We start from the raw sequence: 21,763 nt of genomic DNA on the forward strand, positions 1-21,763 counted from the left end.
TTTCAAAGCGTAGCGCGCCGAAAACATTTTCATCACTATTTGTCTAAAAGAGGTCGACAGGAATACAGCATGGCGAATTGGGAAGGGGTCAGCGAATTTGTTGCTGTGGCGGAAACCAACAGTTTTACCGGAGCAGCAGCTAAGCTGAAAACATCGGTGGCACAAATCAGTCGTCGGGTATCGGCACTTGAAGAACGACTTGCGGTGAAATTGCTGCATCGCACGACGCGAAAAGTCTCCCTGTCTGAAGCCGGACAACTCTATTACCAGCAGTGTAAACATTTGGTGGAAGGGTTAGAACTGGCCGAGCTTGCCGTAACGCAAATGCAGACGGAACCGCGCGGTTTACTGCGCGTGACGGCTCCTGTGACGTATGGGGAAATGAACCTCGCGCCGCTTTTGCATCAGTTTTTGGAAAAGTACCCGCGTGTGGATCTCGACTTAGTGCTGACCAACCAAAAGCTGGATTTGATTGAGCAAGGTGTGGACGTGGCGATTCGTCTTGGCCGCTTGCAAGATTCCAGCATGATCGCTAAACGTCTTTCGTCGCGCCAAAACTATGTGTGTGCCAGTCCGATGTATTTGGAGCGTTTTGGTGAGCCACATACGTTGTCGGAATTGGGACGGCATCAGTGCTTGGTTGGCTCGGTCGACTATTGGCACTTTAAGGAAAATAAACGCGATAAGTCTTTGCGCGTGTCGGGACGGATCAAATGCAACAGCGGCTTTGCTTTGGTGGATGCAGCGAAACGCGGATTGGGTTTGGTGCAGCTGCCGGACTACTACGTGCAAGAGGCGTTAGACAGCGGCGAGTTGGTCGAAGTGCTGACCAGTTACCGCGACGACCGCGAAGGCATTTGGGCGCTGTATCCGCAAAGTCGCAATTTGTCGCCCAAAGTGCGGTTGTTGATCGACTTTTTGGCGCAAGAGTTGGCGTGATCAGCGCATCAACTGACGCAACGTGACGTCCGGAAGCGCGGTCAGTTTTTTACTTTGCACCAAGAACAATTCCGCGCACGCCAAGGCATCACTGGCGGCAGAGTGCGATAAGTACCCCGGCAGATGATAATAGCGGCGCAAATCGTCCAACTGATAACTGCTGTGCGAGCCGCTTTTCCCTGCATAGCTAAACTGCTTTTCGATTTGCAGAGTGTCGACAAAATACGCGGGGAAATCCTCTACTTGGTAGCGAGAGGAAAAATAAGCGTGAATGAAGGCTTTTTCAATGCAGCATCCGTGGGCGAGCACCACTTTTCCTGTGATGCGTTCCAACAACCGATTCATCCCTTCATCCAATGGCAGTCCTTTAGCGAGATCTTGCGGAGTTAAGCCATTAATTTGCGCTGTTTCTGGTTTGATGAATTGTCCATGACAAATGTACCACTCTTTGGAGCTGGCGATATCAATGCCGTCCAGCGTTAGGTCAACCACGCCAATCGATAAGATTTTATCACCTTGCGCGTCCACGCCTGTGGTTTCAAAGTCCAACGCAACAAAACTCAAATCCTTCAAGGTCGTTGAGTCATCCACCAAAGGCTGTTGAAGATAGTCTTTCAGCACGATTGGCCAATCGTCGATAACGTGAATGGCTTGGCGTTTTTGCTCAGGAGAGAGCGGCGTTTCCCACCGCTTAAACCAACGTTTAATCATGGTTACGCCCCTTTCACAAACTTCAGTTTCGCGACATCTTGCAGCTCACTGATGATCTTAAATGCATCTTTTAAGTGCTTGCGTTCAAAGCTACTGAAATCATCGGGTGCGATGTGGTTGTCAGGTGTGGTGCCTGCCAGAATCGCATTGAGTTGATGACGGAAACGTACCTGAGTAATAAAGCGATAAGCGCCAATGATGTTTTCGACACTGTCTTTCGACAATGTGCCGTGCTGGGCTGCGTAGCGAAAACGCTCTTCTGTGCCAGTTAACGAGCCGCCAGCGGCAAGACTGAAAATACGCGCCAGATCGATGATCAGATTCAAGGCGTACTTTTTGATGTTTAACGTGTTGCTGTTTTCCCCACCTTTTTCCAACACCAAATTGTTGAAAATGCCAAGTGGCGGCTGAGTGTCAATCGCATCGCGCACCAAAGCCGGAATAAAGCTCGGGCTCTTTTGAATGCAGTCATGCAAGTGTTGTTGGATTTGGTCGACAAACTCGCGGTTGCCGTGAATGGCACGTACTTCAAGGAATACGCTAATGCTCAATAGTTTGTTGTATTCTGGGCTGGCCACCCATTTCTGATAGTACTCTTTCCAACGACGAATTGGCTGACACCACTTTGGTGACGCCGCCATGTACTTGCCGTCACAAAGCGGATAGCCGCACGCCGCTAAACCATTACACACCCGCATAGCAAGGTGAGTGAAGTACAGTTTATGTTCTTCGGTGGCGTCATCGGAAAGCACAATCGCACTGTCTTGGTCTGACAGCATGTGCACTTCGTTACGGGCGTGAGAGCCTGCAACCAACCACGCGTAATCACACGGCGGTGGGCCCAACAGTTCTTCATTGAGCTGAATGATGCGGCGCGTGAAAGCGTCCATGATCATCGACATCACTCGACCCTGAATTTCCGCACTCACACCGCTTTCCACCAACGCTTGGAAAATGGTTTGACGTTCTTCTTTCAACGCCGCCAGCGCGTTGAGTGAACTCGCGTATTTGATTTTCTCAATTAAGAACAAAGACTGCGTGCGGTGGTTATGCACTAAATGTGTTGTCGTTAGAAGTCCTTTCACTTGCTTGCCATGTACCACGGGCAAACAGCGAATGTTGTATTGCAGCATCAAGGAAATGGCTTGAATCACTTTAGCATCGTCCTCGATCAACACGGGGTTTGGCGTCATCACATCGGCAATGGGCTGATTGGTATCCATGTCTTGTGCGACGACCGATTTCGTCATATCTCGGTCGGTGACTAAGCCAATAATCTCGCCTTCTTTCATCACAACGGCACAGGAGCTGCGTTGTTTGCCGCACATGGTTTGCGCCACACTGCGGATAGAGTCGTTCACATCGACAATCGCAATGTTTTCGCTGGCGATCTCGCCAACAGTACGAAAGAACAGCCCTTTTTCTTCTTTCCGACAAACGTACTTCACCGCAGAACTCAAGCGCACATTGGCTTGGGCGGCAAAATAGTCGGCAAATTCTGGGTGTTCTTCGCTGACCAGTTTTAGCTCAGAATGGGGGATCAAATAGAGCAATGAATCTTCAATCGCTTCCGCTTGGTAACCATCTTCGGCATTTTCGAGTGGGTCGAGGAAAGTAAAACCAAATTGATCATCTTGTCCAAGGCGTGCACGCAGTTCGCCGTTAGGCGTGCGCTGTTCAATGGCGCCGGTTCGGATAATGTAGAGGTAACGTTGATCGCACAAGGCGCTAAAACCGATGGTTTCACCCCTCACGAGGTACTTGACCTTGACGGAGTTCGCGATGCTTTCAACCACAGGTTCTGGCAGTTTATCAAAGGGGTCAATTTTGATTAAAAAGTCGAAGATGTTTGGAGTGACGGATGTGCCCATGGTTTACCTCTAAAATGAACCGGTGTTTCAACATTGTTCTAAGTGGCAAAAAAAGCAGCCTCGCGGCTGCCTCTTGTTTCTGATTATGCCGGGTAATCGTGGTAACCCAATTGCTCAGAAATGTTTTTACCTGCTTGATGCAGTAAGCCGACGTAATATTCCATTCTCTCTTCATCGAAACGGATGGTTGGGAATGAGATAGACAAGCCAGCAATGATTTGACCAAAGCGGTCATAAATCGGCGCAGCGATACAACGAAGACCTGGTTCTTGCTCTTCGTTATCTTCTGCATAGTGGAAATCGCGCACTTTCGCCAATTCTTCTAGCACTTGATCGGTGTTTTCCAATGTTTTTTCTGTGTGCTTAATGAACTCGACATCGCTCAATACGTCACGAACGAAGCTTTCATCGCGCTCAGAAAGCAGCACTTTACCAATCGCAGTACTGTAGAGCGGATTGCGACGACCGATGCGCGATTGCATGCGTAGGTTGTAGCCAGAGTCGATTTTGTGGATGTAAATGATGGCATTTTCATCCAGCGCACCAAGGTGCAAGGCTTCGTTGGTTTGTTCTGAAATGTGGCGCATTTCTTTGTCGGCCAGTTCGATCAGATCGACGTACTCAAGCGATTTTGCGCCCAACTCGAACAACTTAAGTGTTAGAGAGTACTTATCCGCTTCGCCTTCTTGAGACACGTAACCGAGTGATTTCATGGTCTGCAGAAAACGGTAAGTAGTCGCTTTCGACATCATTAGACGTTGTGAAAGCTCTGAAACGCCGATGGCTTTCTGTTCACCAAGTGCTTGAAGAATATGAAAAACCTTAAGTACTGACGAAACCGCTTCAGGCTGAGTCGACTTTTCCATTGTTGCCCCTTTCATTCTTAGTTTTCTGCATTATATCGCTGAAAAATTTAAGAACCAGTATTTTTAAAATGCCTTTTCAAAAATTTGAAACCGCGCAATTAAAGAATCCATAAAAACAAGATCGCAATCAATATTTTTAAAACGCCTTTTCAAAAAAAATTGCAAACAGTTTCTTTTTGGGTCAGGATGAATGCATACAAAGTGACATGGCCAAGACGCCAAATCACGACATTACCTACTATTGAGGAAAACGACATGATTCTTGATTCATTTAACCTTGAGGGAAAAGTGGCCATTGTTACTGGTTGTGACACTGGTCTTGGTCAAGGTATGGCGCTTGGTCTAGCAAAAGCGGGCTGTGACATTGTTGGCGTAAACATCAGCGAACCAACAGAAACGATTGAGAAAGTAGAGGCTGAAGGCCGTAAGTTCGTCGATATCCGCGCTAACTTAATGAAACTAGACGACATCCCAACTATCGTTGACCGCGCAGTAACCGAACTTGGTCGCATTGATATCTTAGTGAACAACGCGGGCATCATTCGTCGTAACGATGCCATCGAGTTTTCTGAGCAAGATTGGGATGACGTAATGAACATCAACGTGAAGTCTGTGTTCTTTATGTCTCAAGCGGTTGCAAAACAGTTCATCGCGCAAGGTGAAGGCGGCAAGATCATCAACATCGCATCAATGCTTTCTTTCCAAGGCGGTATTCGCGTGCCTTCTTACACTGCGTCTAAAAGTGGCGTAATGGGTGTGACTCGCCTAATGGCGAACGAATGGGCAAGCCACGGCATCAACGTAAACGCGATTGCTCCGGGTTACATGGCAACCAACAACACCGCGGCATTGCGTGCCGATGAACAGCGCAACAAAGAAATCGTAGACCGTATTCCTGCTGCTCGCTGGGGTACGCCAGAAGATCTAGCTGGCCCTTGTGTATTCCTAGCATCTAAAGCTGCGGATTACATCAACGGCTACACCATCGCAGTAGATGGTGGCTGGCTAGCGCGCTAATCGAGTTGCGAGAAGGTGATGGTGGATACCACGATATTAGCGCAAGCTTTAGGGTTTATTAGTTTTGGTTTGGGATTCTCCGTCTTCTACCAGAAGAATGACAGGCACCTAAAAATCTTGATGCTGATTTTTAACCTCAATCATCTTCTCCACTTTTTATTGCTGGGCTCGATGGTCTCTGCGCTGAGCGCATTGCTGTCGGCGCTCAGAACGACCACGGCGATTTTTGTCTCGTCGAAACGAGTCGCTGCTGTCTTTATTGTGATCAGTTTAGTCAGTGGCTTTTGGGTAGCAGAGCAATGGCGTGATTTATGGCCGATTATCGGGACGGTGATTGGTACATACTCGGTGTTCTGCTTGTCAGGGATCAGGATGCGCATTGGCTTTTTGCTCGGCGCGTCTTGCTGGCTAACCAATAATATTCTGGTGGGGTCCATTGGTGGAACGCTGTTAGAAATGACCGTGATCGTGATGAATTTATTGACGATTTATCGCTTACATCGTCAGCAATCAGAATCCATGATTAATCAATCAAGTTATTAGGTGAACCATGTTCGTATTTAACCAAGACATTCCGATGGAAGATCTCGGCGAAGGGATTTCACGCAAAGTACTGGCACACAGCGACAACATGATGTCGGTAGAAGTGCACTTTGAAGAAGGTGCAATTGGTGCGATGCACTCACACCCGCACGAGCAGCTGACTTACGTGCTTTCTGGTGAGTTTGAATTCACCATCGGTGATGAGAAAAAAATCGTCAAAACGGGCGATACTATGTACAAAGAGCCAAACATTGAGCATGGCTGTGTTTGTCTGAAAGCGGGTGTACTTATCGATACTTTCACCCCAATGCGCAAAGATTTTGTTTAAGAATTGAAATTTGAATGCGGAGTTTCCGCAGGAGTAACACATGAAAATTGCACTAATGATGGAAAACAGCCAAGCAGCGAAAAACGCAATGGTGGCTGGTGAGCTTAACTCAGTAGCAGGTGGCCTTGGTCACGATGTTTTCAACGTTGGTATGACGGATGAAAACGACCATCACCTAACTTACATTCACCTAGGTATCATGGCGAGCATTCTGCTGAACTCAAAAGCTGTGGACTTCGTGGTAACTGGTTGTGGTACTGGCCAAGGTGCATTGATGTCTTGCAACCTACACCCTGGCGTTGTTTGTGGTTACTGCCTAGAGCCATCAGACGCGTTCCTGTTCAACCAAATCAATAACGGCAACGCGATTTCTCTAGCATTTGCGAAAGGTTTTGGTTGGGCGGGTGAATTGAACGTTCGTTACATCTTCGAAAAAGCGTTCACAGGCAAGCGCGGCGAAGGTTACCCAATTGAGCGAGCAGCACCTCAGCAAGCGAACGCAGCTATCCTAAACAACGTGAAATCAGCGGTAGCAAAAGACGTGGTTGAAGGTCTACGTGCTATCGACCAAGAGCTAGTGAAAACTGCAGTAGGCAGCACGCAATTCCAAGAGTGTTTCTTCGCGCACTGCCAAGTACCTGAAATTGCAGAATATGTGAAGTCGCTACTAGACTAAGCACTCATTTTATCGGGAAATAGGTTAAGGCCAGCCATTGTGCTGGCTTTTTTTGTTTTTAAGCCGGAGAGAATGCCATGCACGTTGCGCCGATTACTTCACTACAGACTTGGTTTCCTGAACATCTCGTTTTGCCTTTGTGGTCTGAGCCTCAAATCCCCTCCCATCTGGTGCAAAGTTATCAAGAAAGAAATCCGAACGAGTTGTTACCAGATCGCGAAGTGTTTGAGATCACGCATCCCGAAATTGTCGTGTTTGAACCAGAGCAATCCAACGGGATTGGTATTTTATTGATGCCCGGTGGTGGTTATCAGCGAGTCTCGGTGGATAAAGAAGGGGCGGACAGCGCACACGTGTTGAACCAAGCAGGTTTTACCGTGTTTGTGATGACCTATCGCATGCCAAACGAAGGGCACGAATTTGGATCTTGGACGCCACTGGCGGACGCGCAGCGAGCAATGCGTTTGGTGCGTCGGTTGCCTTTGGCGTCTCACTTATCATCGATTGGTGTTTTAGGTTTCTCGGCTGGCGGACACGTTGCAGCGAGCTTAGCGACGAATAACGCATTGGATATTTATCCTCTTCAAGATGAGGCGGAGCGTGTATCTGCCAAGCCCGATTTTTGCGCTTTGATGTACCCGGTGATCAGTATGAACATCGATATTGCGCACATGGGCTCGCGTGCCGAGTTACTGGCTAATTTGGAACGTGAATCTGACCTTCTCCGATTTTCGCTAGAAAAACAGGTGACGTCAGACATGCCGCCTTGTTTTCTTTTACATGCCAGTGACGATACCGCCGTGAGTGCGGAAAACAGCCTCGTGTTTTGGCAAGCACTTCGCCAGCACGAAATCGCGACCGAAATGCATCTGTTTGAGCAAGGTAAACACGGTTTTGGTATTCGCGATGCACAAGGTTTGCCTGTCGCGGCGTGGCCGCAATTGCTCTCTGCATGGCTACAAAATCTGGCCGAGAAAGCACGCAGATAGATCAAGTTCACGAAATAAATGAACCATTGTTTTATTTTTATTGTTAACTGGTTTTGTAATTGCAATAATGGCGACATCAAATACTGAGGAGACTTCCCATGAACCCAATCAGTCGTGTCGCCATCATCGGCGAATGTATGGTGGAGCTTAAAAAACATGACGGCGTGCTACAGCAAGGTTTTGGCGGTGATACGCTCAATACCGCGGTGTACCTTTCTCGTCTAACCAAACAACACGGGGTCGAAACTTCGTATGTGACGGGATTAGGGCATGATCCGTTTAGTCGTGAAATGCTAACGGCATGGCGTGAAGAGGGGATCAATACGGACATGGTCTACCTTTCTGAAGATAAATTGCCAGGCATCTACGCGATTGAAACCGCCGAAGATGGCGAGCGTAGCTTCTTTTACTGGCGTAATGATGCGGCAGCAAAATACTGGTTGCGTGAACGAGCATTGTTGTCGTTGGTGAAAGATCTTTGTCAGCATCAAATGATCTACCTGAGTGGTATTAGCTTGGCGATCATCTCGGACGATTGTCGTCAGATGTTGATTGAGCTGCTAACAATGTGCCGTAAAGAAGGTGTGAAAATCGCATTCGATAACAACTTCCGCCCTAAGCTCTGGCCTAACATCGAGCAAGCTCGTGATTTTTACTCAAAGATCCTCAGCGTCACCGACATGGCATTTTTGACCTTCGATGACGAGGTCATGCTGTGGGGAGATAAGCACGAAGATGAAGCGATCAGTCGTACGAAAAACTTTGGCGTGAAAGAGATCATCGTGAAACGTGGCGCGGACGACTGTTTTGTTGTAACACAAGATCAACAACACACCGTTGCGGCCTTGAAGGTCGATGCTGTGGTGGATACTACGGCGGCGGGTGATTCTTTTAGTGCGGGTTATCTTGCAAAACGAATTTTAGGCGGAGACGTTGCTGAGTCTGCGCTTGCTGGGCACAAAGTGGCTGGCACGGTTATTCAACATCGCGGCGCGATCATTCCAAGCCAAGCGATGCCAACTATTTAAGGAACGATGAAATGAAAGATCTGAACCAACAACTTTCAGAAATTAAAGTAGTCCCTGTTATCGCGATCAAAGACGCAGGCAAGGCAGTGAAATTGGCACAGGTGCTGATTGAAAATGGCCTGCCATGTGCTGAAGTGACGTTCCGTACTGAGGATGCCGCTTTAGCGATCAAAAACATGCGCGAAGCGTACCCAGAGATGTTGATTGGCGCGGGAACTGTGCTGACAAGCGCGCAAGTGGATGAAGCGATTGATGCGGGCGTGGACTTTATTGTGAGCCCAGGTTTCAACCCAACTATAGTGAAATACTGCCAACAGCGTAACGTGACCATCGTCCCTGGTGTCAACAACCCAAGCTTGGTTGAACAAGCAATGGAAATGGGTCTGCGTACGCTGAAGTTTTTCCCAGCAGAACCGTCAGGCGGCGTCGCGATGCTAAAAGCATTGTCTGCGGTTTACCCTGTAAAATTCATGCCAACCGGTGGCGTGAGCCCAAGCAATGTTAAAGATTACTTGTCTATTTCTTCAGTCTTAGCGTGTGGTGGTACTTGGATGGTACCCGGTGATTTGATTGACAACGAGCAATGGGATGAACTGGCGAAGCTGGTTCGTGAAGTTGCGGGAATTATCGAATAATTCCTCACCCCGGTTAGCGCCGAGAACTATCGTAGATAGTCGAACGATCTTTTGAGCAATTTGCCAACGCCTGCGGCTCCACCGTAGGCGTTTTTTTATGTGCAGTTTTGGCGAGTTAAAAAGCCAGCTTTCCATTAGGCGCGACACAAAACAACGCGCCCAACTCGGTTTACTTACCCATTTACTTACTTAGTTTTTTGTTTCTGCCAAGCACGTTTAGAGTGCTGGGTAGGTTGTAGTAGGAACAAGCTAAACAGCAACACAATGCAGCCAATTGCGACAAAGATGGATTGAGAAGAGCCCGCTAACACGACGCCGGCTAGAATCAGTAACATGCCCGCCAACGCTGTGATGGAGCCGACATAAAGTCCTTGCTTATGATTGATAGGGGACTGCTCCTCGTCGCTGATCGGTGTGGCGAGTTGAATCGCAAGTGCAGTGCGACTTTGCTGGATTGATGGTGGCTCTTTGGCATAAAAGACCCGCGTAAACAGGAAGAAGCCTCCCGTCACCAGTAAATGAACGGCAAGCGTAGCGACCACGGACAGGTCTTTGCTTTCTCTTGGCGTTAATGGCGAGGAAGAGAGCCACTGTACATCAAAGATAAACATCATAAAGAGCGATACTGCGCATCCGACCATAACGGTGGCCCACCCCGACCAGTTTGGTGTTTTCATACTGACAAGCGCAAGCAGAGATGGGATGTTGATTGGCATCTGAATGAACGCCGCGAACACAATCATCATGTCGAACAAGCTGTACGACTCAACAGACGCCAGCAGCAAAGCTGTGACCGTGGCTAATACGCCAGATACTATCGTCGCAATTTTTCCAACCATCAACTGCTGACGACTGGTAGCATTTGGGTTGAACCACACTTGGTAGAGGCTTTTGACCACAATGCCAGCGTTGCGGTTGTGTGCTGATGAAAGCGGTGCAATGGTCGCGGCCACCAATGCCACCATCACCAATCCGAGTAAACCTTGAGGCATGTAATGTTGGATGTAGTAAAGATAAGCGGCGTTGTTCGCACTCTGCTCTAGTGCAGGATAGATTGCCAGTAAATCGATGTTTTGCGCTGCCACGAACCACGCTGGCATAAACCACAGTACAGGGGCAAAAACAAACAGCACACCAGCAACGAATGCGGCCTTGGTGGCGTCTTTATCGTTGGCGGTGGTCAGAAAGCGATAGCAGCTCAAGGTGTGGTTATTACTCATGGTTTGTTGCAGCAGCATGGCGATTGCCCACATCACAAACAGAGACGGCATCCTGATCTGTTCACCATAAATTGGCGTGGCGTGCGCAAATACTTCGCTTGGTGAGTCAAAGCGTTGCAGTGCGGTATAGCCGATCACTAGAGTAATGGCGATCAGCAAAATTAATTGAATTACATTCGTCACAGACACCGTCCACGCGCCTCCGCTCACGGCGATCAAAGTGACGACCACCCCCATAGCGAGAATGGTGGTCGACATCTCAATGGCAAAAACAGCAGAGAAAAAAGACGCCAATCCATTCATCCAAATAGCACAGGCGATCAAAGTCAGCGGAAAGCTTAACCATGTGAATAGCTGTTCTGATGTGTGGCCAAACCGCACTCGAATCACTTCCATGGCGGTTTCTACGCGTAACCTTCGATAGCGACGCGCAAAAAATGCTGCCGCGACGAAAAATCCCAACGCATTTCCCCAAAAGATGAACATCACGCTGATGCCATCTTCATACGCTTTGGCTGCGGCACCCGTAAACGTCCACGCTGAAAATTGCGTCATGAATGCGGTCGCGCCAGCCATCCACCACATCATGGTTCCTCCACCTTGAAGGAAGTCGTTCGACGAGGTGGAAAAGCGGCGAAATAGCCACGCAGCGATCCCAATAAAGAGCAGATAGATCATTACGATCATCGAATCCAATAAAGTCATGTGTCATAGCTCACGAAAAAATTAAAACACCGTTTTAAAGATCACAAAAATACCGATAAGAACTTTATCAGTACGTAATAATGAATATATTAAAACAAGATTTATTATAAAATAAAATGGTGTTTCAAAATGAAAGTTAGATACCTTACTTCTGCACTCTTACTTGCAATGACTTCTGGTTTAGCGGCTGCCGCATCGGTGGATATTCGTCATGAATATGTGCCTGATCGTGATGGTGACGAACATCGAGATCGTATTTACGTTTCTCACCGTTTCGACAACCAAATCGGTTTTAGCGTGGAAGCAAAATGGAACTACAAAGATGGTCACATGGGCAATGCAGGCCATGAAACTGGCGTGAGCTACCGTTGGAAAGCGACCGACAATTTCTCTCTAACGCCGGGCATTAACATTGATGCCAGCCCATCGGGTGCGTCAGTGTTCAAGTACAACTTGACTGGCGCGTACAAAATCAATGACGAGTGGGATGTCGCTGCGCGTATTCGTCATGGGGACAAAAACACGGACGACTCGCGCTACAACCAGCTCAACCTTTACGCAAACCGTAAGTTTGAATGGGGCAAGCTTGGCGTAGAAGCGGAGTACAAAGATATTCATGGCGGTGAAGGTGGCTGGAAAGACAAAGGTCATGATCAGCTGATCGACTTTAAAGGCGAATACACCAAGTTAGAAAGTGGCGTGATTCCATTCTTCGCTATCGCGGCTATCACGCACAAGGGTGACGGCTCAGAGTTTAAAGATGAATATGTTCCTCGTTTCCGTGTCGGTTTGAAATACAACTTCTAACAAGGAAAAGTGACCATGAAAAAACACACTTTAGCCTTGTGTCTGGCGGCCATATTGGCCCCAGTCGCACACGCTGCTGAGATTAAGGTCGAAGACCTGACTTGGAAAGCGATCACTTTTGGTCAATCGACCGACATGAACTTTGGCTCAACCATTTTGCCGGAAAAAGTCGGCGTGAACCAAGTGACGGTCAATGGTGAGGCTGTCGCTGCTGGCAAGTTAGCGTCCACATTTACCATTGAAAGCCGCGGCGGCAAGTTAGCTAACTCGCATGAAGGACTCACCTTTTACTACACCGAGCTACCAACCGATGTGAACTTTACCCTCAGTGCCGATGTGGTGCTTGAACAGCTTGGCCCAGAAACGGGCGCGACACCCAACCGCCAAGAAGGCGCAGGTTTGATGGTGCGCGACATTCTAGGTGCCGAGCGTTTAGTGCCGCAACCTGAGGGCCATGAAGAGTTTCCGTCTGCATCGAACATGGTGATGAACCTAATGCGTTCTCACACCCGCACGAACGATGGCATGACCAACATCAACGCATCGTTTCGTGAAGGCGTTTATCAACCTTGGGGAACACCGGGTAACCGTTTAAGCCGTGTCGATTATGTGGAAGGGGTGCCTTACGGCACGGCTGAAACCTACCGCATGACGCTGACACGCACCAATGATGGTTTCAAAGTCAGCTACCGTAATGGCGAAAAATTCGTTGAGCAAGCGGTAAAAGGCGCGAATGCCAATATCGTTGAAATGCAAAACTCAGACTCGCAATACGTCGGCTTCTTTGCGTCACGCAATGCAAAAATGACGGTGAGCAATGTCGATTTGCAGCTTGCTGCGGCGGATACCGTGGACGCTCCAAAATACGCGGCCAAGCAGGGAGAATTGGTATTCCAAATCGCTTCTTCACCTCGATCTGCAACCAAGGAGTATCCGGTTCAAGCTCGTGCCAACTACTCGGGCGAATTTGAAGTTCTGCACAATGACAAAGTGGTTGCGAAGCAAACCGTGACGGCGGGCGAGTTGTTCAGCCAGTGGCTGACACTCGATAGCGGCGCGAATCAAATGGAAGTGAGATTCACCGCCATTGACGGCCCAAACAAAGAGACACAAGCGCATCGTTACAGCGTTGACGTTGTTTCTCTGCCAGACCCAATGACGCTGTATGTTGCACCAAACGGCAGCGACAAAGGCAACGGATCTCAAGCACAACCGCTTGATTTAGCTACCGCAGTAGAACTGCTTCCTGCTGGTGGCACCATCATTTTGAAAGATGGTGACTACCAAGGGATGGAAATCCCGCTGACGGCGAGTGGCAGTGTCGACAAGCTCAAGCACCTACGTGCGGAAAGAGACAATGTTCGCTTTGTTTCGGAACTTCGTCACGAGGCAAATTACTGGCATTACCAAGGTATTGAAGTTGCGGGTGCGCAGTTCATTGTTCATGGTAGCCACAACACCTTCGAAAAAATGGTGACACACGGCGCTCCAGATACTGGTTTCGTGATCACCTCTCCTGAAAACATTGGCCGCGCACTGTGGGCAAGTTACAACCAAGTGATTGAAAGCGAAAGCTACAACAACATGGATCCTTCGCAGATCAACGCAGACGGTTTTGCGGCCAAGATGCGTATCGGCGATGGCAACACCTTCATCCGTTGTTTGTCTCACCACAACATTGATGACGGTTGGGACTTGTTCAACAAAGTGGAAGATGGCGCAAACGGTGCGGTGACCATTTTGGATTCCATCTCTTTCAGCAACGGGCGCGCACTCGATGTTGCCAACAAGGGTGGCACGATTGGTAACGGCTTCAAGCTAGGCGGCGAGGGGATTCCGGTTCCACATGTGGTGAAAAACAGCCTGTCTTTCAATAACAATATGGACGGATTTACGGACAACTTTAACCCTGGTGCACTGGTATTGAGCGACAACGTGTCGATTGATAACAAGCGCTTCAACTACTTGTTCCGTAAGAGCCCATATTCCGGCGAGATTGAGCAAGGCACGTTCACCAATAACCGTTCTTACCGATTCCACGTCAGCAGCAAATATGACGACGTGATCAACAGTGCGAAATCGACTGGCAATGCGTTGGTCGAAAATGGCACGACTTACACCAGTGATGGCAAAGCGGTCGACAGCAAAACGCTCGCGCCATTAAAGCAAGCGTCGGTGATTGATACCCAGCAAGCCATTCCGGGTAAGCAAGAGGCGATGCAGCTTAAGCAACTTATTCACTAACGAGTAACTACGGGCTCTCAGGAGCCCTTTTTTTCGTCAAAACTCACCTTACAACGGTCGCATTTTTACGCTTTTCGACTTGTCAGTGACAATCTCTTTTTGGTTCTAAGATTAACTAAGGGAATGCAGCAACGACGAGTATGGATCCGCAATTATTTACAAGACGCTCACTATTGATCTTCATCACGTTTGAACGCAAAAAATAAAAAATGAACCGTTGTTTTGATTTTTGTCTCAGTTAGTTTTGTTTTTTGAAAATATAATTTATCTAAATTAAAACAGCGTTTCGAGGTTTCTATTATGGAATACGATTACTTAGTAATAGCAGGCTACTTTGCCCTGATGGTGGCAATCAGCTTGCTGTTCAAAAAAATGGCAAGCAATAGTACCAGCGACTATTTCCGCGGGGGCGGTAAGATGCTTTGGTGGATGGTTGGTGCCACAGCATTTATGACTCAGTTCTCTGCATGGACGTTTACCGGTGCAGCGGGTAAAGCGTTTAACGATGGCTTCGCGGTATTGGCCGTGTTTGTTGGCAACATGGTGGCGTACGTTTTCGCTTACTTCTACTTTGCTCGCCGCTTCCGCCAAATGCGAGTCGATACACCAACTGAAGGGGTAAAACGCCGCTTTGGTAACACTAACGAGCAGTTTTTCACTTGGGTAATCATTCCGTTAAGTGTGATTAACGCGGGTGTTTGGCTAAACGGTTTGGGTGTGTTTGCTTCTGCGGTATTTAATGCCGACATCGTGACTACTATTTGGGTGACTGGCCTTGCGGTATTGGCTATCTCATTGCTGAGTGGTGCGTGGGGCGTAGTGGCGTCGGACTTTATTCAAACGCTGGTTGTTGCGGTTATCTCCATTGCTTGTGCGGCAGTTGCATTGTACGTCGTTGGTGGCCCTGGCGAGATCGTTGAGAACTTCCCTGGTGGCTTCATCATGGGCCCAGATATGAACTACCCACTACTGTTAGTTTGTACGTTCATCTTCTTCGTAGTGAAACAGCTGCAAAGTATCAACAACATGCAGGAGTCTTACCGTTTCCTTAACGCGAAAGATTCGAAAAACGCAAGCAAAGCTGCGCTGATGGCGCTTGTGATGATGCTATTTGGCGCGGTAATTTGGTTCATCCCACCTTGGGCTTCAGCAATCCTGTACCCAGATGCAGCAACGCAATACTCATCATTGGGTGCGAAAGCAAGCGATGCGGTTTACCTTGTCTTCGCTCGTGAAACAATGCCTCTAGGCACCGTTGGTCTGCTCATGGCAGGTCTGTTTGCGGCGACCATGTCTTCGATGGACTCAGCACTAAACCGTAACTCAGGTATTTTCGTTCGCAGCTTCTACTCAAACATCGTGCGTAAAGGCCAAGCTTCGGATAAAGAGCTACTGCGTGCTGGTCAAATCGCATGTTTGGTGAACGGCATCCTCGTTATCATGATGGCTCAGTTCTTCAACTCACTGAAACACCTAAGCTTGTTTGACCTAATGATGCAAGTGGCGACGCTACTTCAATCACCAATCCTAGTTCCATTGTTCCTTGGCATCATCATTCGCAGAACGCCGAAATGGGCACCATGGGCAACAGTTGTGGTTGGTATGTTTGTCTCTTGGTCAGTGGTGAAAATCTTCACTCCAGAATTTGTTGGTAGCTGGTTCGGTATGGATGAGCTAACACGCCGCGAAGCAGGTGAAATGCGCACAATGATCACCATTGCTGCTCACCTTGTCTTTACTGCTGGTTTCTTCTGCCTATCGACTCTGTTCTACAAAGAAGAAACAGACACGCACAAAGAGACAACGGCGGAATTCTTTAAAGATGTGGACACCGAGTGTGTTGCAGAAGAAGGCCAAGACATTGTTGACCGCATGCAACGCGCGAAATTGGGTACGCTGGTTATCTACATGGCCGCAGGTTTAACACTGATGGTGTTGATTCCAAACCCACTATGGGGCCGCTTATTGTTCCTTGCCTGTGCAGCGTCAGTCTTTGCTGTGGGCTACGGCTTGAAGAAGAGTGCCAAGCTAGACACGCAGCCCTCTAAAGTAGCCGCGACAACGACCCAATAATCTGAATTTTTGTTTTGGCTGCCCTCGCTTGGGCAGCCCTTTTGTGGAGATATATTATGGCTAAAGGTGATGTGATTACTCTCAACTTCGAAACGTTTGTTGATAGTGATACCCAAGTGAAAGTGACGCGATTAACGCCAACGGACGTGATTTGTCACCGTAACTACTTTTACCAGAAGTGCTTTACTCAGGATGGAAAAAAGCTGCTGTTTGCAGGTGATTTCGACGGAAATCGCAACTATTACCTGCTTAACCTTGAAACGCAACAAGCAGTCCAACTGACGGAAGGTAAAGGTGACAACACCTTTGGCGGTTTCATTTCGACGGATGAGCGTGCCTTTTTCTACGTGAAAAACGAACTGAATTTGATGAAAGTCGATTTAGAAACGCTGGAAGAACAAGTCATTTATACGGTCGATGAAGAGTGGAAAGGCTACGGTACTTGGGTGGCAAATTCTGACTGTACCAAGTTAGTCGGCATCGAGATTTTAAAACGTGATTGGCAACCGCTGACATCGTGGGAAAAGTTTGCCGAGTTCTACCACACCAATCCAACTTGCCGCCTAATTAAAGTGGATATCGAAACCGGTGAGCTGGAGGTGATCCATCAAGACACTGCGTGGCTAGGTCACCCGATTTACCGTCCGTTTGATGACTCAACGGTTGGTTTCTGTCATGAAGGTCCGCATGATTTGGTGGATGCGCGCATGTGGCTGGTCAATGAAGATGGCAGCAACGTTCGTAAGATCAAAGAGCACGCAGAAGGTGAATCGTGCACGCACGAGTTCTGGATTCCAGATGGCAGCGCAATGGCGTACGTTTCTTACTTCAAAGGTCAAACTGATCGCGTGATTTACAAAGCTAACCCAGAGACATTAGAGAATGAAGAAGTGATGGTGATGCCACCTTGTTCTCACCTCATGAGTAACTTCGATGGTTCTTTGATGGTCGGTGATGGTTGCGATGCGCCAGTTGATGTTGCAGATGCAGACAGCTACAACATCGAAAATGACCCGTTCTTGTATATATTGAACACAAAAGCGAAATCGGCGCAAAAACTGTGTAAGCACAGCACATCTTGGGATGTGTTGGATGGCGATCGCCAAATTACTCACCCGCATCCGTCATTCACACCGAACGATGATGGCGTGTTGTTTACCAGTGACTTTGAAGGCGTTCCTGCGATTTACATTGCGGACGTGCCGGAGTCTTACAAACACTGATTACGTCAAACATGATGATGAAAAACGCCCGGTGATGCCGGGCGTTTTTATTGGGATGAGAGCTGGAATCGAAAAGACATGAACCACTATTGGTTGGATTCCGCGTCTTCACGTTTAATCACTTTGTGCCCATCTTCAGACACGCCTTGCTTCCAATAGCTGCTGATGTAGATATTCTCGCGATCGACTTCTTTCTCATTGCGGAAATATTGGCGCAGCGCACGCATTGAATCGAACTCACACGCACACCATATCGAAGCGTTACCATCTAACCACTCGAGTTCGCGAACGCTATCAGCCAAGGTTTGCCCTTCGGTTAGCCAAATCAACTCCATGCCTGCTGGCGCGTGTAGGGGTTGGATGTCGGCTGGAGACATCACGCTGATCACTGCGTAGCCTTTGGCCTCTTCTGGCAACGTACGAATTTTCGCAGAAAGCGCTGGAAGTGCCGTCATATCGGCAGCCATGAAGAACCAATCCGCCTCAGTATTTAAGTTGGAGATGCTACCCGGCCCCACGATGCTGATCGTGTCGCCTTTTTGCGCGGCCATTGCCCAACGTGCGGCAAAGCCACACTGTAAATCTTGTGTGGTGTGGCGGACAAAGTCGACTTCGATGGTGTGTATTTCCGGATGGAAACGACGAATAGTATAGGTTCGCATTAATGGTCGGTCATCGTCGCTTAGCGTGCTCAAATCGGTACCGCCCATCTCATTGAACAATAGCTTGATGTAGCTACCTTCGCAGTCGCGTGGAAACTGGCTTAGCGCTTCACCTTGCAAAGTAATACGCTGCATATTTGGGGTAATTGTCTCTGTATCTGTGACAACAATCGTTTTAGGTTGAGGCTTCTTCTTCATCTTTGACTCTACTCGATAATTATTCTCTTTCTCATTTAAGGTTATCAAGATCTCTCATAAGAGGGTAGTGTCTTTATATAAATTTACACTGTGAATTGAGCTGGATTATTGGAGTATTGCAGTAGTACTGGGGACTGGGGCGAGCAAAATACGTAGAAAAAATAAGAAAGGGCACGCCAACATGCCCTCTCGAACTTAACGATGTAAAGGCTTACTGAGTCTGCTCAAGTAAATGTGTTTTTAGGAATCTATCCATCGCTTGGTAACCATCAAGACGGTTCTCTAAAGAGCGGAATCCGTGCCCCTCATTTTCCTTCACGATGTATTCGACCTCGACGCCTCGTTCACGCAGTGCATTAACGATTTGGTCTGACTCGCTCTTCACCACGCGTGGATCTTGTGCTCCCTGTAGAACCAATAAGGGTGCCTTAATTTGGTCGACATGGAACACTGGTGAGTAGGCTTTCATCATTTTCGCGTCTTCAGGATCATTCGGATTGCCTACTTGCTCGTGTAACATTGCAAGGAATGGTGCCCAATAAGGTGGAATGGAGTCCATAAAGGTAAATAAGTTAGATACGCCAACGTAGTCGATTCCGCACTTATACAAATCAGGAGTGAATGTCACCCCCGCCAGAGTTGCGTAGCCGCCATAAGAGGCACCATAAATACATACGTTGCCATCTTGTGCGTAACCTTGTTCGGTAGCCCATTTGACACCGTCGGTAATGTCATCCTGCATGGATTGTCCCCATTGCTTGAACGACTTCTCCCAAAACTCGCGACCATAACCAGTTGAGCCTCTGAAGTTCATTTGCAGCACGGCGATACCACGGTTAGCGAATAATTGTACCTCAGGCTGAAATCCCCAGTGATCACGAGCCCATGGACCACCGTGTGGGAGCACAAGCAAAGGCAGATCTTTGGCTTCTCGACCCTTCGGCAGCGTTAGGTACCCATGAATGGTTTCTCCATCGCGAGCGGTGTATTGGATAGGCGTCATCTTCGCCATATGTTCTGGCTTATGCCATGGAGCGTTTTCTGCCAATTTCTCCAATTTGTCTGCTTTACGATCGTAGAAGTAGTAATTTGGTCGATCGACATCGCTGTAGGTGACGACAATCATTTTACTTTCATCTCGCGTCGCACTGGTTACAGAAATTTCTACATTTGGCAGTTTCTCTGAGAGGCGCTCGAAGGTTTGTTGGTAGGAATCATCTAAGAAGTGATAGTGGTTTTTATCTGTCACGTAAGAGACTGAAACCAGCTTATTAAGCGCTTCAGAGTAGTGAGCGCTATTCACGTCAACTTCCGGGTGAGAGAAGATTTCTCGTATTTCTTTATTGGCTTTTACATCGTATTCAACGATGGCTGATTTATCACGCGTAATTCGTGATGCCACATATAAGTTTTTGTTGTCCGGCGTGAATGAAATGGGGCTAAAGCTCTCTTTGAAAGTGAGATTCTTTAGCGGCTTAAATTCATCTTCAACCGTATCGCGATATAAAACGGAGGTATTAACACCATCTGATGTGGTGATGACACGAATGTTGCCATCGTGATCGGTACCCCATGAGCGCACATTGCCCGGGTTTTGCGCGACGAGAGTATTTTCGCCTGTTTTTAGATTATGTCGATAGACATCAAAGACTTGCGGGTTACGCTCGTTACTCGAAATCAAAATGTCATCGGGTTGATTGTCTAGTGTGTCGATAACGTATGCCACAACACCGGATGTCGGTGTGATGGTTTTCTCTTCGCCTGTTTTGACATTAACCGTCACGAGATAAAAGTTCTCATCTCCTCCCGTATCACGAGAGTAAATTACGGTGTCTTCGCCAACCCAGTAGTAGTATGCAATGTCGCGCCCTGTTACGGATGTGACGCGTTTTATCTGATCGGGGTTATCTGTGGGATAAACAAAGACGTTCTTACGGTCTTGCCATGGCTTCATCATTGAGATGTAGTCACCAGCAGGAGAGATTTGATAGCTAGAAACTTCGCTGTTTTTAAAGAAATAATCCACTGGATACTCGGGTGGAATCATTTCAGCATCGGTTGTAGTGGATGTTTGACTGCAACCCGCCAATAATAATCCAAAAGTGGCAGCAAGAATAAGCTTGCGAGTGTGCATTGTGTAACGCTCCTTGTGTAAAGGACCTTAAGCTCATGAGCTTTTGGCCAGGGTGATAGATTCATCGCAGTTACTGCGAGCAAGCAACGAACATAAAAATAGCTGTGGCTTATGATTAGCGTGCTTTTAATAAATAGCGCATTGCTTCGCTACTATGACCCTGGCATTGTCCAAAAGTGGCGTTAGATTATGATTATTGATTCAGTATCTACCTGAACTTTGTATTAGATCACGGTTTTACGGATATTTTGTCTTCTATATCATTGGGATAGTCGACAGCAGTAAAAGCGCTGCCATCCCATAGTTAAACCCTTTTACACGCCTAGATGTGGTCAACCAGCGTTGAAGTTGCATGCCTGCCGCAGTCCAAAATGTTACCGATGGCAAGTTAGCTAAGCAGAAGATACCCGCGATAAAAGTCAGTTCAAGCCAAGAACCGCCACTGGTGTATACCGTAATGGCCGTCAACGCCATCGACCAACCCTTCGGGTTCACCCATTGGAATGCCACCGCCCCTAAAAAAGACATTGGGCGAAAATCGTGTTTTGCTTCGGTTTTGCCGCTCGTGGCGATTTTGTACGTCAAGTACAGCAAATAACTCAAGCTCAATACTTTCAAAATGGAGTGAGTAATCGGGTAAGCGTTGAAGAGACTCATCAAACCAATGCCTACTAAAATCAGCATGGCACCAAAACCGAAGGTAATGCCCAACATGTGTGGAATGGTGCGTTTAAATCCAACATTTGCCCCTGAGGTCATCAACATAATGTTATTGGGACCCGGCGTAAAAGTGGAGACAAAAGCGAACAACGCCAAAGCGCCCAGTTGATGATATTCCATAGATTGTTCCTTGAATCAGTTCTCGATAAGTTGAGAACAACTATAAGTAGAACT

The 21,763-nt window shown here is 47.8% G+C and carries 19 protein-coding genes; 12 read left to right on the forward strand and 7 right to left on the reverse strand.

The window, feature by feature from the left end; translation table 11 throughout:
• The first annotated feature begins 69 nt into the window (after positions 1 to 69).
• Entirely contained in the window at positions 70 to 939 is an 870-nt protein-coding gene (locus tag FR741_RS15670) for a LysR family transcriptional regulator (RefSeq protein WP_167427151.1), read from the forward strand.
• Here the strand turns inward: FR741_RS15670 and FR741_RS15675 are convergent, their stop codons facing one another.
• The 3 genes from FR741_RS15675 to kdgR all read right to left on the reverse strand — a co-directional run bounded on the left by FR741_RS15675 (position 940) and on the right by kdgR (position 4,387).
• A complete protein-coding gene (locus FR741_RS15675; protein ID WP_167427152.1) occupies positions 940 to 1,650 on the reverse strand; it encodes a 3'-5' exonuclease in 711 nt (236 codons plus the stop codon).
• 2 nt (positions 1,651 to 1,652) lie between these two features.
• Positions 1,653 to 3,521: a DUF294 nucleotidyltransferase-like domain-containing protein gene (locus tag FR741_RS15680; RefSeq protein ID WP_005482867.1), complete on the reverse strand. Its 1,869-nt coding sequence runs from the start codon at positions 3,519 to 3,521 to the stop codon at positions 1,653 to 1,655.
• 83 nt (positions 3,522 to 3,604) lie between these two features.
• The gene (gene kdgR / locus FR741_RS15685) at positions 3,605 to 4,387 is read right to left on the reverse strand and encodes a DNA-binding transcriptional regulator KdgR (protein ID WP_005460804.1); all 783 of its coding nucleotides are present in this window, start codon (positions 4,385 to 4,387) and stop codon (positions 3,605 to 3,607) included.
• Positions 4,388 to 4,642: 255 nt separating this feature from the next.
• Between kdgR and kduD the strand changes: the two genes are divergently transcribed.
• The 7 genes from kduD (at position 4,643) to FR741_RS15720 (ending at position 9,603) form a co-directional block, all read left to right on the forward strand.
• Positions 4,643 to 5,404: a 2-dehydro-3-deoxy-D-gluconate 5-dehydrogenase KduD gene (gene kduD, locus FR741_RS15690; RefSeq protein ID WP_005482916.1), complete on the forward strand. Its 762-nt coding sequence runs from the start codon at positions 4,643 to 4,645 to the stop codon at positions 5,402 to 5,404.
• Positions 5,405 to 5,422: 18 nt separating this feature from the next.
• Entirely contained in the window at positions 5,423 to 5,947 is a 525-nt protein-coding gene (locus tag FR741_RS15695; RefSeq protein ID WP_005497706.1) for a YgjV family protein, read from the forward strand.
• Between the two features lie 7 nt (positions 5,948 to 5,954).
• Positions 5,955 to 6,275 carry a cupin domain-containing protein gene (locus tag FR741_RS15700; RefSeq protein WP_005467181.1) on the forward strand — a complete coding sequence of 107 codons (321 nt, stop codon included), beginning with the start codon at positions 5,955 to 5,957 and terminating at the stop codon, positions 6,273 to 6,275.
• Positions 6,276 to 6,315: 40 nt separating this feature from the next.
• Positions 6,316 to 6,951, forward strand: coding sequence for an RpiB/LacA/LacB family sugar-phosphate isomerase (locus tag FR741_RS15705; protein ID WP_005460779.1), 636 nt, complete (start codon positions 6,316 to 6,318; stop codon positions 6,949 to 6,951).
• A gap of 77 nt (positions 6,952 to 7,028) precedes the next feature.
• Positions 7,029 to 7,940 carry an alpha/beta hydrolase gene (locus FR741_RS15710; RefSeq protein ID WP_167427153.1) on the forward strand — a complete coding sequence of 304 codons (912 nt, stop codon included), beginning with the start codon at positions 7,029 to 7,031 and terminating at the stop codon, positions 7,938 to 7,940.
• Positions 7,941 to 8,038: 98 nt separating this feature from the next.
• Positions 8,039 to 8,968 (forward strand): 2-dehydro-3-deoxygluconokinase, encoded by a 930-nt coding sequence (gene kdgK / locus FR741_RS15715; protein ID WP_005482884.1) that lies wholly within the window; start codon positions 8,039 to 8,041, stop codon positions 8,966 to 8,968.
• Positions 8,969 to 8,979: 11 nt separating this feature from the next.
• A complete protein-coding gene (locus FR741_RS15720; RefSeq protein ID WP_167427154.1) occupies positions 8,980 to 9,603 on the forward strand; it encodes a bifunctional 4-hydroxy-2-oxoglutarate aldolase/2-dehydro-3-deoxy-phosphogluconate aldolase in 624 nt (207 codons plus the stop codon).
• Between the two features lie 185 nt (positions 9,604 to 9,788).
• On the opposite strand, the gene FR741_RS15725 is transcribed toward FR741_RS15720, so the two are convergent.
• The gene (locus tag FR741_RS15725) at positions 9,789 to 11,528 is read right to left on the reverse strand and encodes a sodium:solute symporter family transporter (RefSeq protein WP_167427155.1); all 1,740 of its coding nucleotides are present in this window, start codon (positions 11,526 to 11,528) and stop codon (positions 9,789 to 9,791) included.
• A 129-nt stretch (positions 11,529 to 11,657) separates the two neighbouring features.
• Here FR741_RS15725 and FR741_RS15730 point away from each other — a divergent pair, with 129 nt between their 5' ends.
• The 4 genes from FR741_RS15730 (at position 11,658) to FR741_RS15745 (ending at position 17,875) form a co-directional block, all read left to right on the forward strand.
• The gene (locus FR741_RS15730; RefSeq protein ID WP_167427156.1) at positions 11,658 to 12,335 is read left to right on the forward strand and encodes an oligogalacturonate-specific porin KdgM family protein; all 678 of its coding nucleotides are present in this window, start codon (positions 11,658 to 11,660) and stop codon (positions 12,333 to 12,335) included.
• Positions 12,336 to 12,350: 15 nt separating this feature from the next.
• Positions 12,351 to 14,579 (forward strand): right-handed parallel beta-helix repeat-containing protein, encoded by a 2,229-nt coding sequence (locus FR741_RS15735; protein ID WP_167427157.1) that lies wholly within the window; start codon positions 12,351 to 12,353, stop codon positions 14,577 to 14,579.
• Positions 14,580 to 14,879: 300 nt separating this feature from the next.
• A complete protein-coding gene (locus FR741_RS15740; protein ID WP_005487072.1) occupies positions 14,880 to 16,652 on the forward strand; it encodes a sodium:solute symporter family protein in 1,773 nt (590 codons plus the stop codon).
• A 56-nt stretch (positions 16,653 to 16,708) separates the two neighbouring features.
• The gene (locus tag FR741_RS15745; protein ID WP_167427158.1) at positions 16,709 to 17,875 is read left to right on the forward strand and encodes an oligogalacturonate lyase family protein; all 1,167 of its coding nucleotides are present in this window, start codon (positions 16,709 to 16,711) and stop codon (positions 17,873 to 17,875) included.
• Positions 17,876 to 17,961: 86 nt separating this feature from the next.
• Here the strand turns inward: FR741_RS15745 and FR741_RS15750 are convergent, their stop codons facing one another.
• The 3 genes from FR741_RS15750 to FR741_RS15760 all read right to left on the reverse strand — a co-directional run bounded on the left by FR741_RS15750 (position 17,962) and on the right by FR741_RS15760 (position 21,709).
• Positions 17,962 to 18,735 carry a siderophore-interacting protein gene (locus FR741_RS15750; RefSeq protein WP_167427159.1) on the reverse strand — a complete coding sequence of 258 codons (774 nt, stop codon included), beginning with the start codon at positions 18,733 to 18,735 and terminating at the stop codon, positions 17,962 to 17,964.
• A gap of 211 nt (positions 18,736 to 18,946) precedes the next feature.
• Positions 18,947 to 20,869: a S9 family peptidase gene (locus FR741_RS15755; protein ID WP_167427160.1), complete on the reverse strand. Its 1,923-nt coding sequence runs from the start codon at positions 20,867 to 20,869 to the stop codon at positions 18,947 to 18,949.
• A 255-nt stretch (positions 20,870 to 21,124) separates the two neighbouring features.
• Complete coding sequence (locus FR741_RS15760; RefSeq protein ID WP_006740964.1) at positions 21,125 to 21,709, reverse strand: LysE family translocator; 585 nt, start codon at positions 21,707 to 21,709, stop codon at positions 21,125 to 21,127.
• Positions 21,710 to 21,763: the final 54 nt, after the last annotated feature.

Origin of the sequence: Vibrio diabolicus (assembly GCF_011801455.1) — a bacterium.
GTDB lineage: Bacteria > Pseudomonadota > Gammaproteobacteria > Enterobacterales > Vibrionaceae > Vibrio > Vibrio diabolicus.

What these genes read in the sequence shown, in the direction of transcription:
- FR741_RS15695 (WP_005497706.1), top strand. Translation starts at nt 5,423, where the DNA reads ATGGTGGATACCACGATATTAGCGCAAGCTTTAGGGTTTATTAGTTTT.
- FR741_RS15730 (WP_167427156.1), top strand. Translation starts at nt 11,658, where the DNA reads ATGAAAGTTAGATACCTTACTTCTGCACTCTTACTTGCAATGACTTCT.
- FR741_RS15745 (WP_167427158.1), top strand. Translation starts at nt 16,709, where the DNA reads ATGGCTAAAGGTGATGTGATTACTCTCAACTTCGAAACGTTTGTTGAT.
- FR741_RS15735 (WP_167427157.1), top strand. Translation starts at nt 12,351, where the DNA reads ATGAAAAAACACACTTTAGCCTTGTGTCTGGCGGCCATATTGGCCCCA.
- FR741_RS15760 (WP_006740964.1), bottom strand. Translation starts at nt 21,709, where the DNA reads ATGGAATATCATCAACTGGGCGCTTTGGCGTTGTTCGCTTTTGTCTCC.
- FR741_RS15720 (WP_167427154.1), top strand. Translation starts at nt 8,980, where the DNA reads ATGAAAGATCTGAACCAACAACTTTCAGAAATTAAAGTAGTCCCTGTT.
- FR741_RS15670 (WP_167427151.1), top strand. Translation starts at nt 70, where the DNA reads ATGGCGAATTGGGAAGGGGTCAGCGAATTTGTTGCTGTGGCGGAAACC.
- kduD (WP_005482916.1), top strand. Translation starts at nt 4,643, where the DNA reads ATGATTCTTGATTCATTTAACCTTGAGGGAAAAGTGGCCATTGTTACT.
- FR741_RS15710 (WP_167427153.1), top strand. Translation starts at nt 7,029, where the DNA reads ATGCACGTTGCGCCGATTACTTCACTACAGACTTGGTTTCCTGAACAT.
- FR741_RS15750 (WP_167427159.1), bottom strand. Translation starts at nt 18,735, where the DNA reads ATGAAGAAGAAGCCTCAACCTAAAACGATTGTTGTCACAGATACAGAG.
- FR741_RS15755 (WP_167427160.1), bottom strand. Translation starts at nt 20,869, where the DNA reads ATGCACACTCGCAAGCTTATTCTTGCTGCCACTTTTGGATTATTATTG.
- kdgR (WP_005460804.1), bottom strand. Translation starts at nt 4,387, where the DNA reads ATGGAAAAGTCGACTCAGCCTGAAGCGGTTTCGTCAGTACTTAAGGTT.
- FR741_RS15680 (WP_005482867.1), bottom strand. Translation starts at nt 3,521, where the DNA reads ATGGGCACATCCGTCACTCCAAACATCTTCGACTTTTTAATCAAAATT.
- kdgK (WP_005482884.1), top strand. Translation starts at nt 8,039, where the DNA reads ATGAACCCAATCAGTCGTGTCGCCATCATCGGCGAATGTATGGTGGAG.
- FR741_RS15740 (WP_005487072.1), top strand. Translation starts at nt 14,880, where the DNA reads ATGGAATACGATTACTTAGTAATAGCAGGCTACTTTGCCCTGATGGTG.
- FR741_RS15675 (WP_167427152.1), bottom strand. Translation starts at nt 1,650, where the DNA reads ATGATTAAACGTTGGTTTAAGCGGTGGGAAACGCCGCTCTCTCCTGAG.
- FR741_RS15700 (WP_005467181.1), top strand. Translation starts at nt 5,955, where the DNA reads ATGTTCGTATTTAACCAAGACATTCCGATGGAAGATCTCGGCGAAGGG.
- FR741_RS15725 (WP_167427155.1), bottom strand. Translation starts at nt 11,528, where the DNA reads ATGACTTTATTGGATTCGATGATCGTAATGATCTATCTGCTCTTTATT.
- FR741_RS15705 (WP_005460779.1), top strand. Translation starts at nt 6,316, where the DNA reads ATGAAAATTGCACTAATGATGGAAAACAGCCAAGCAGCGAAAAACGCA.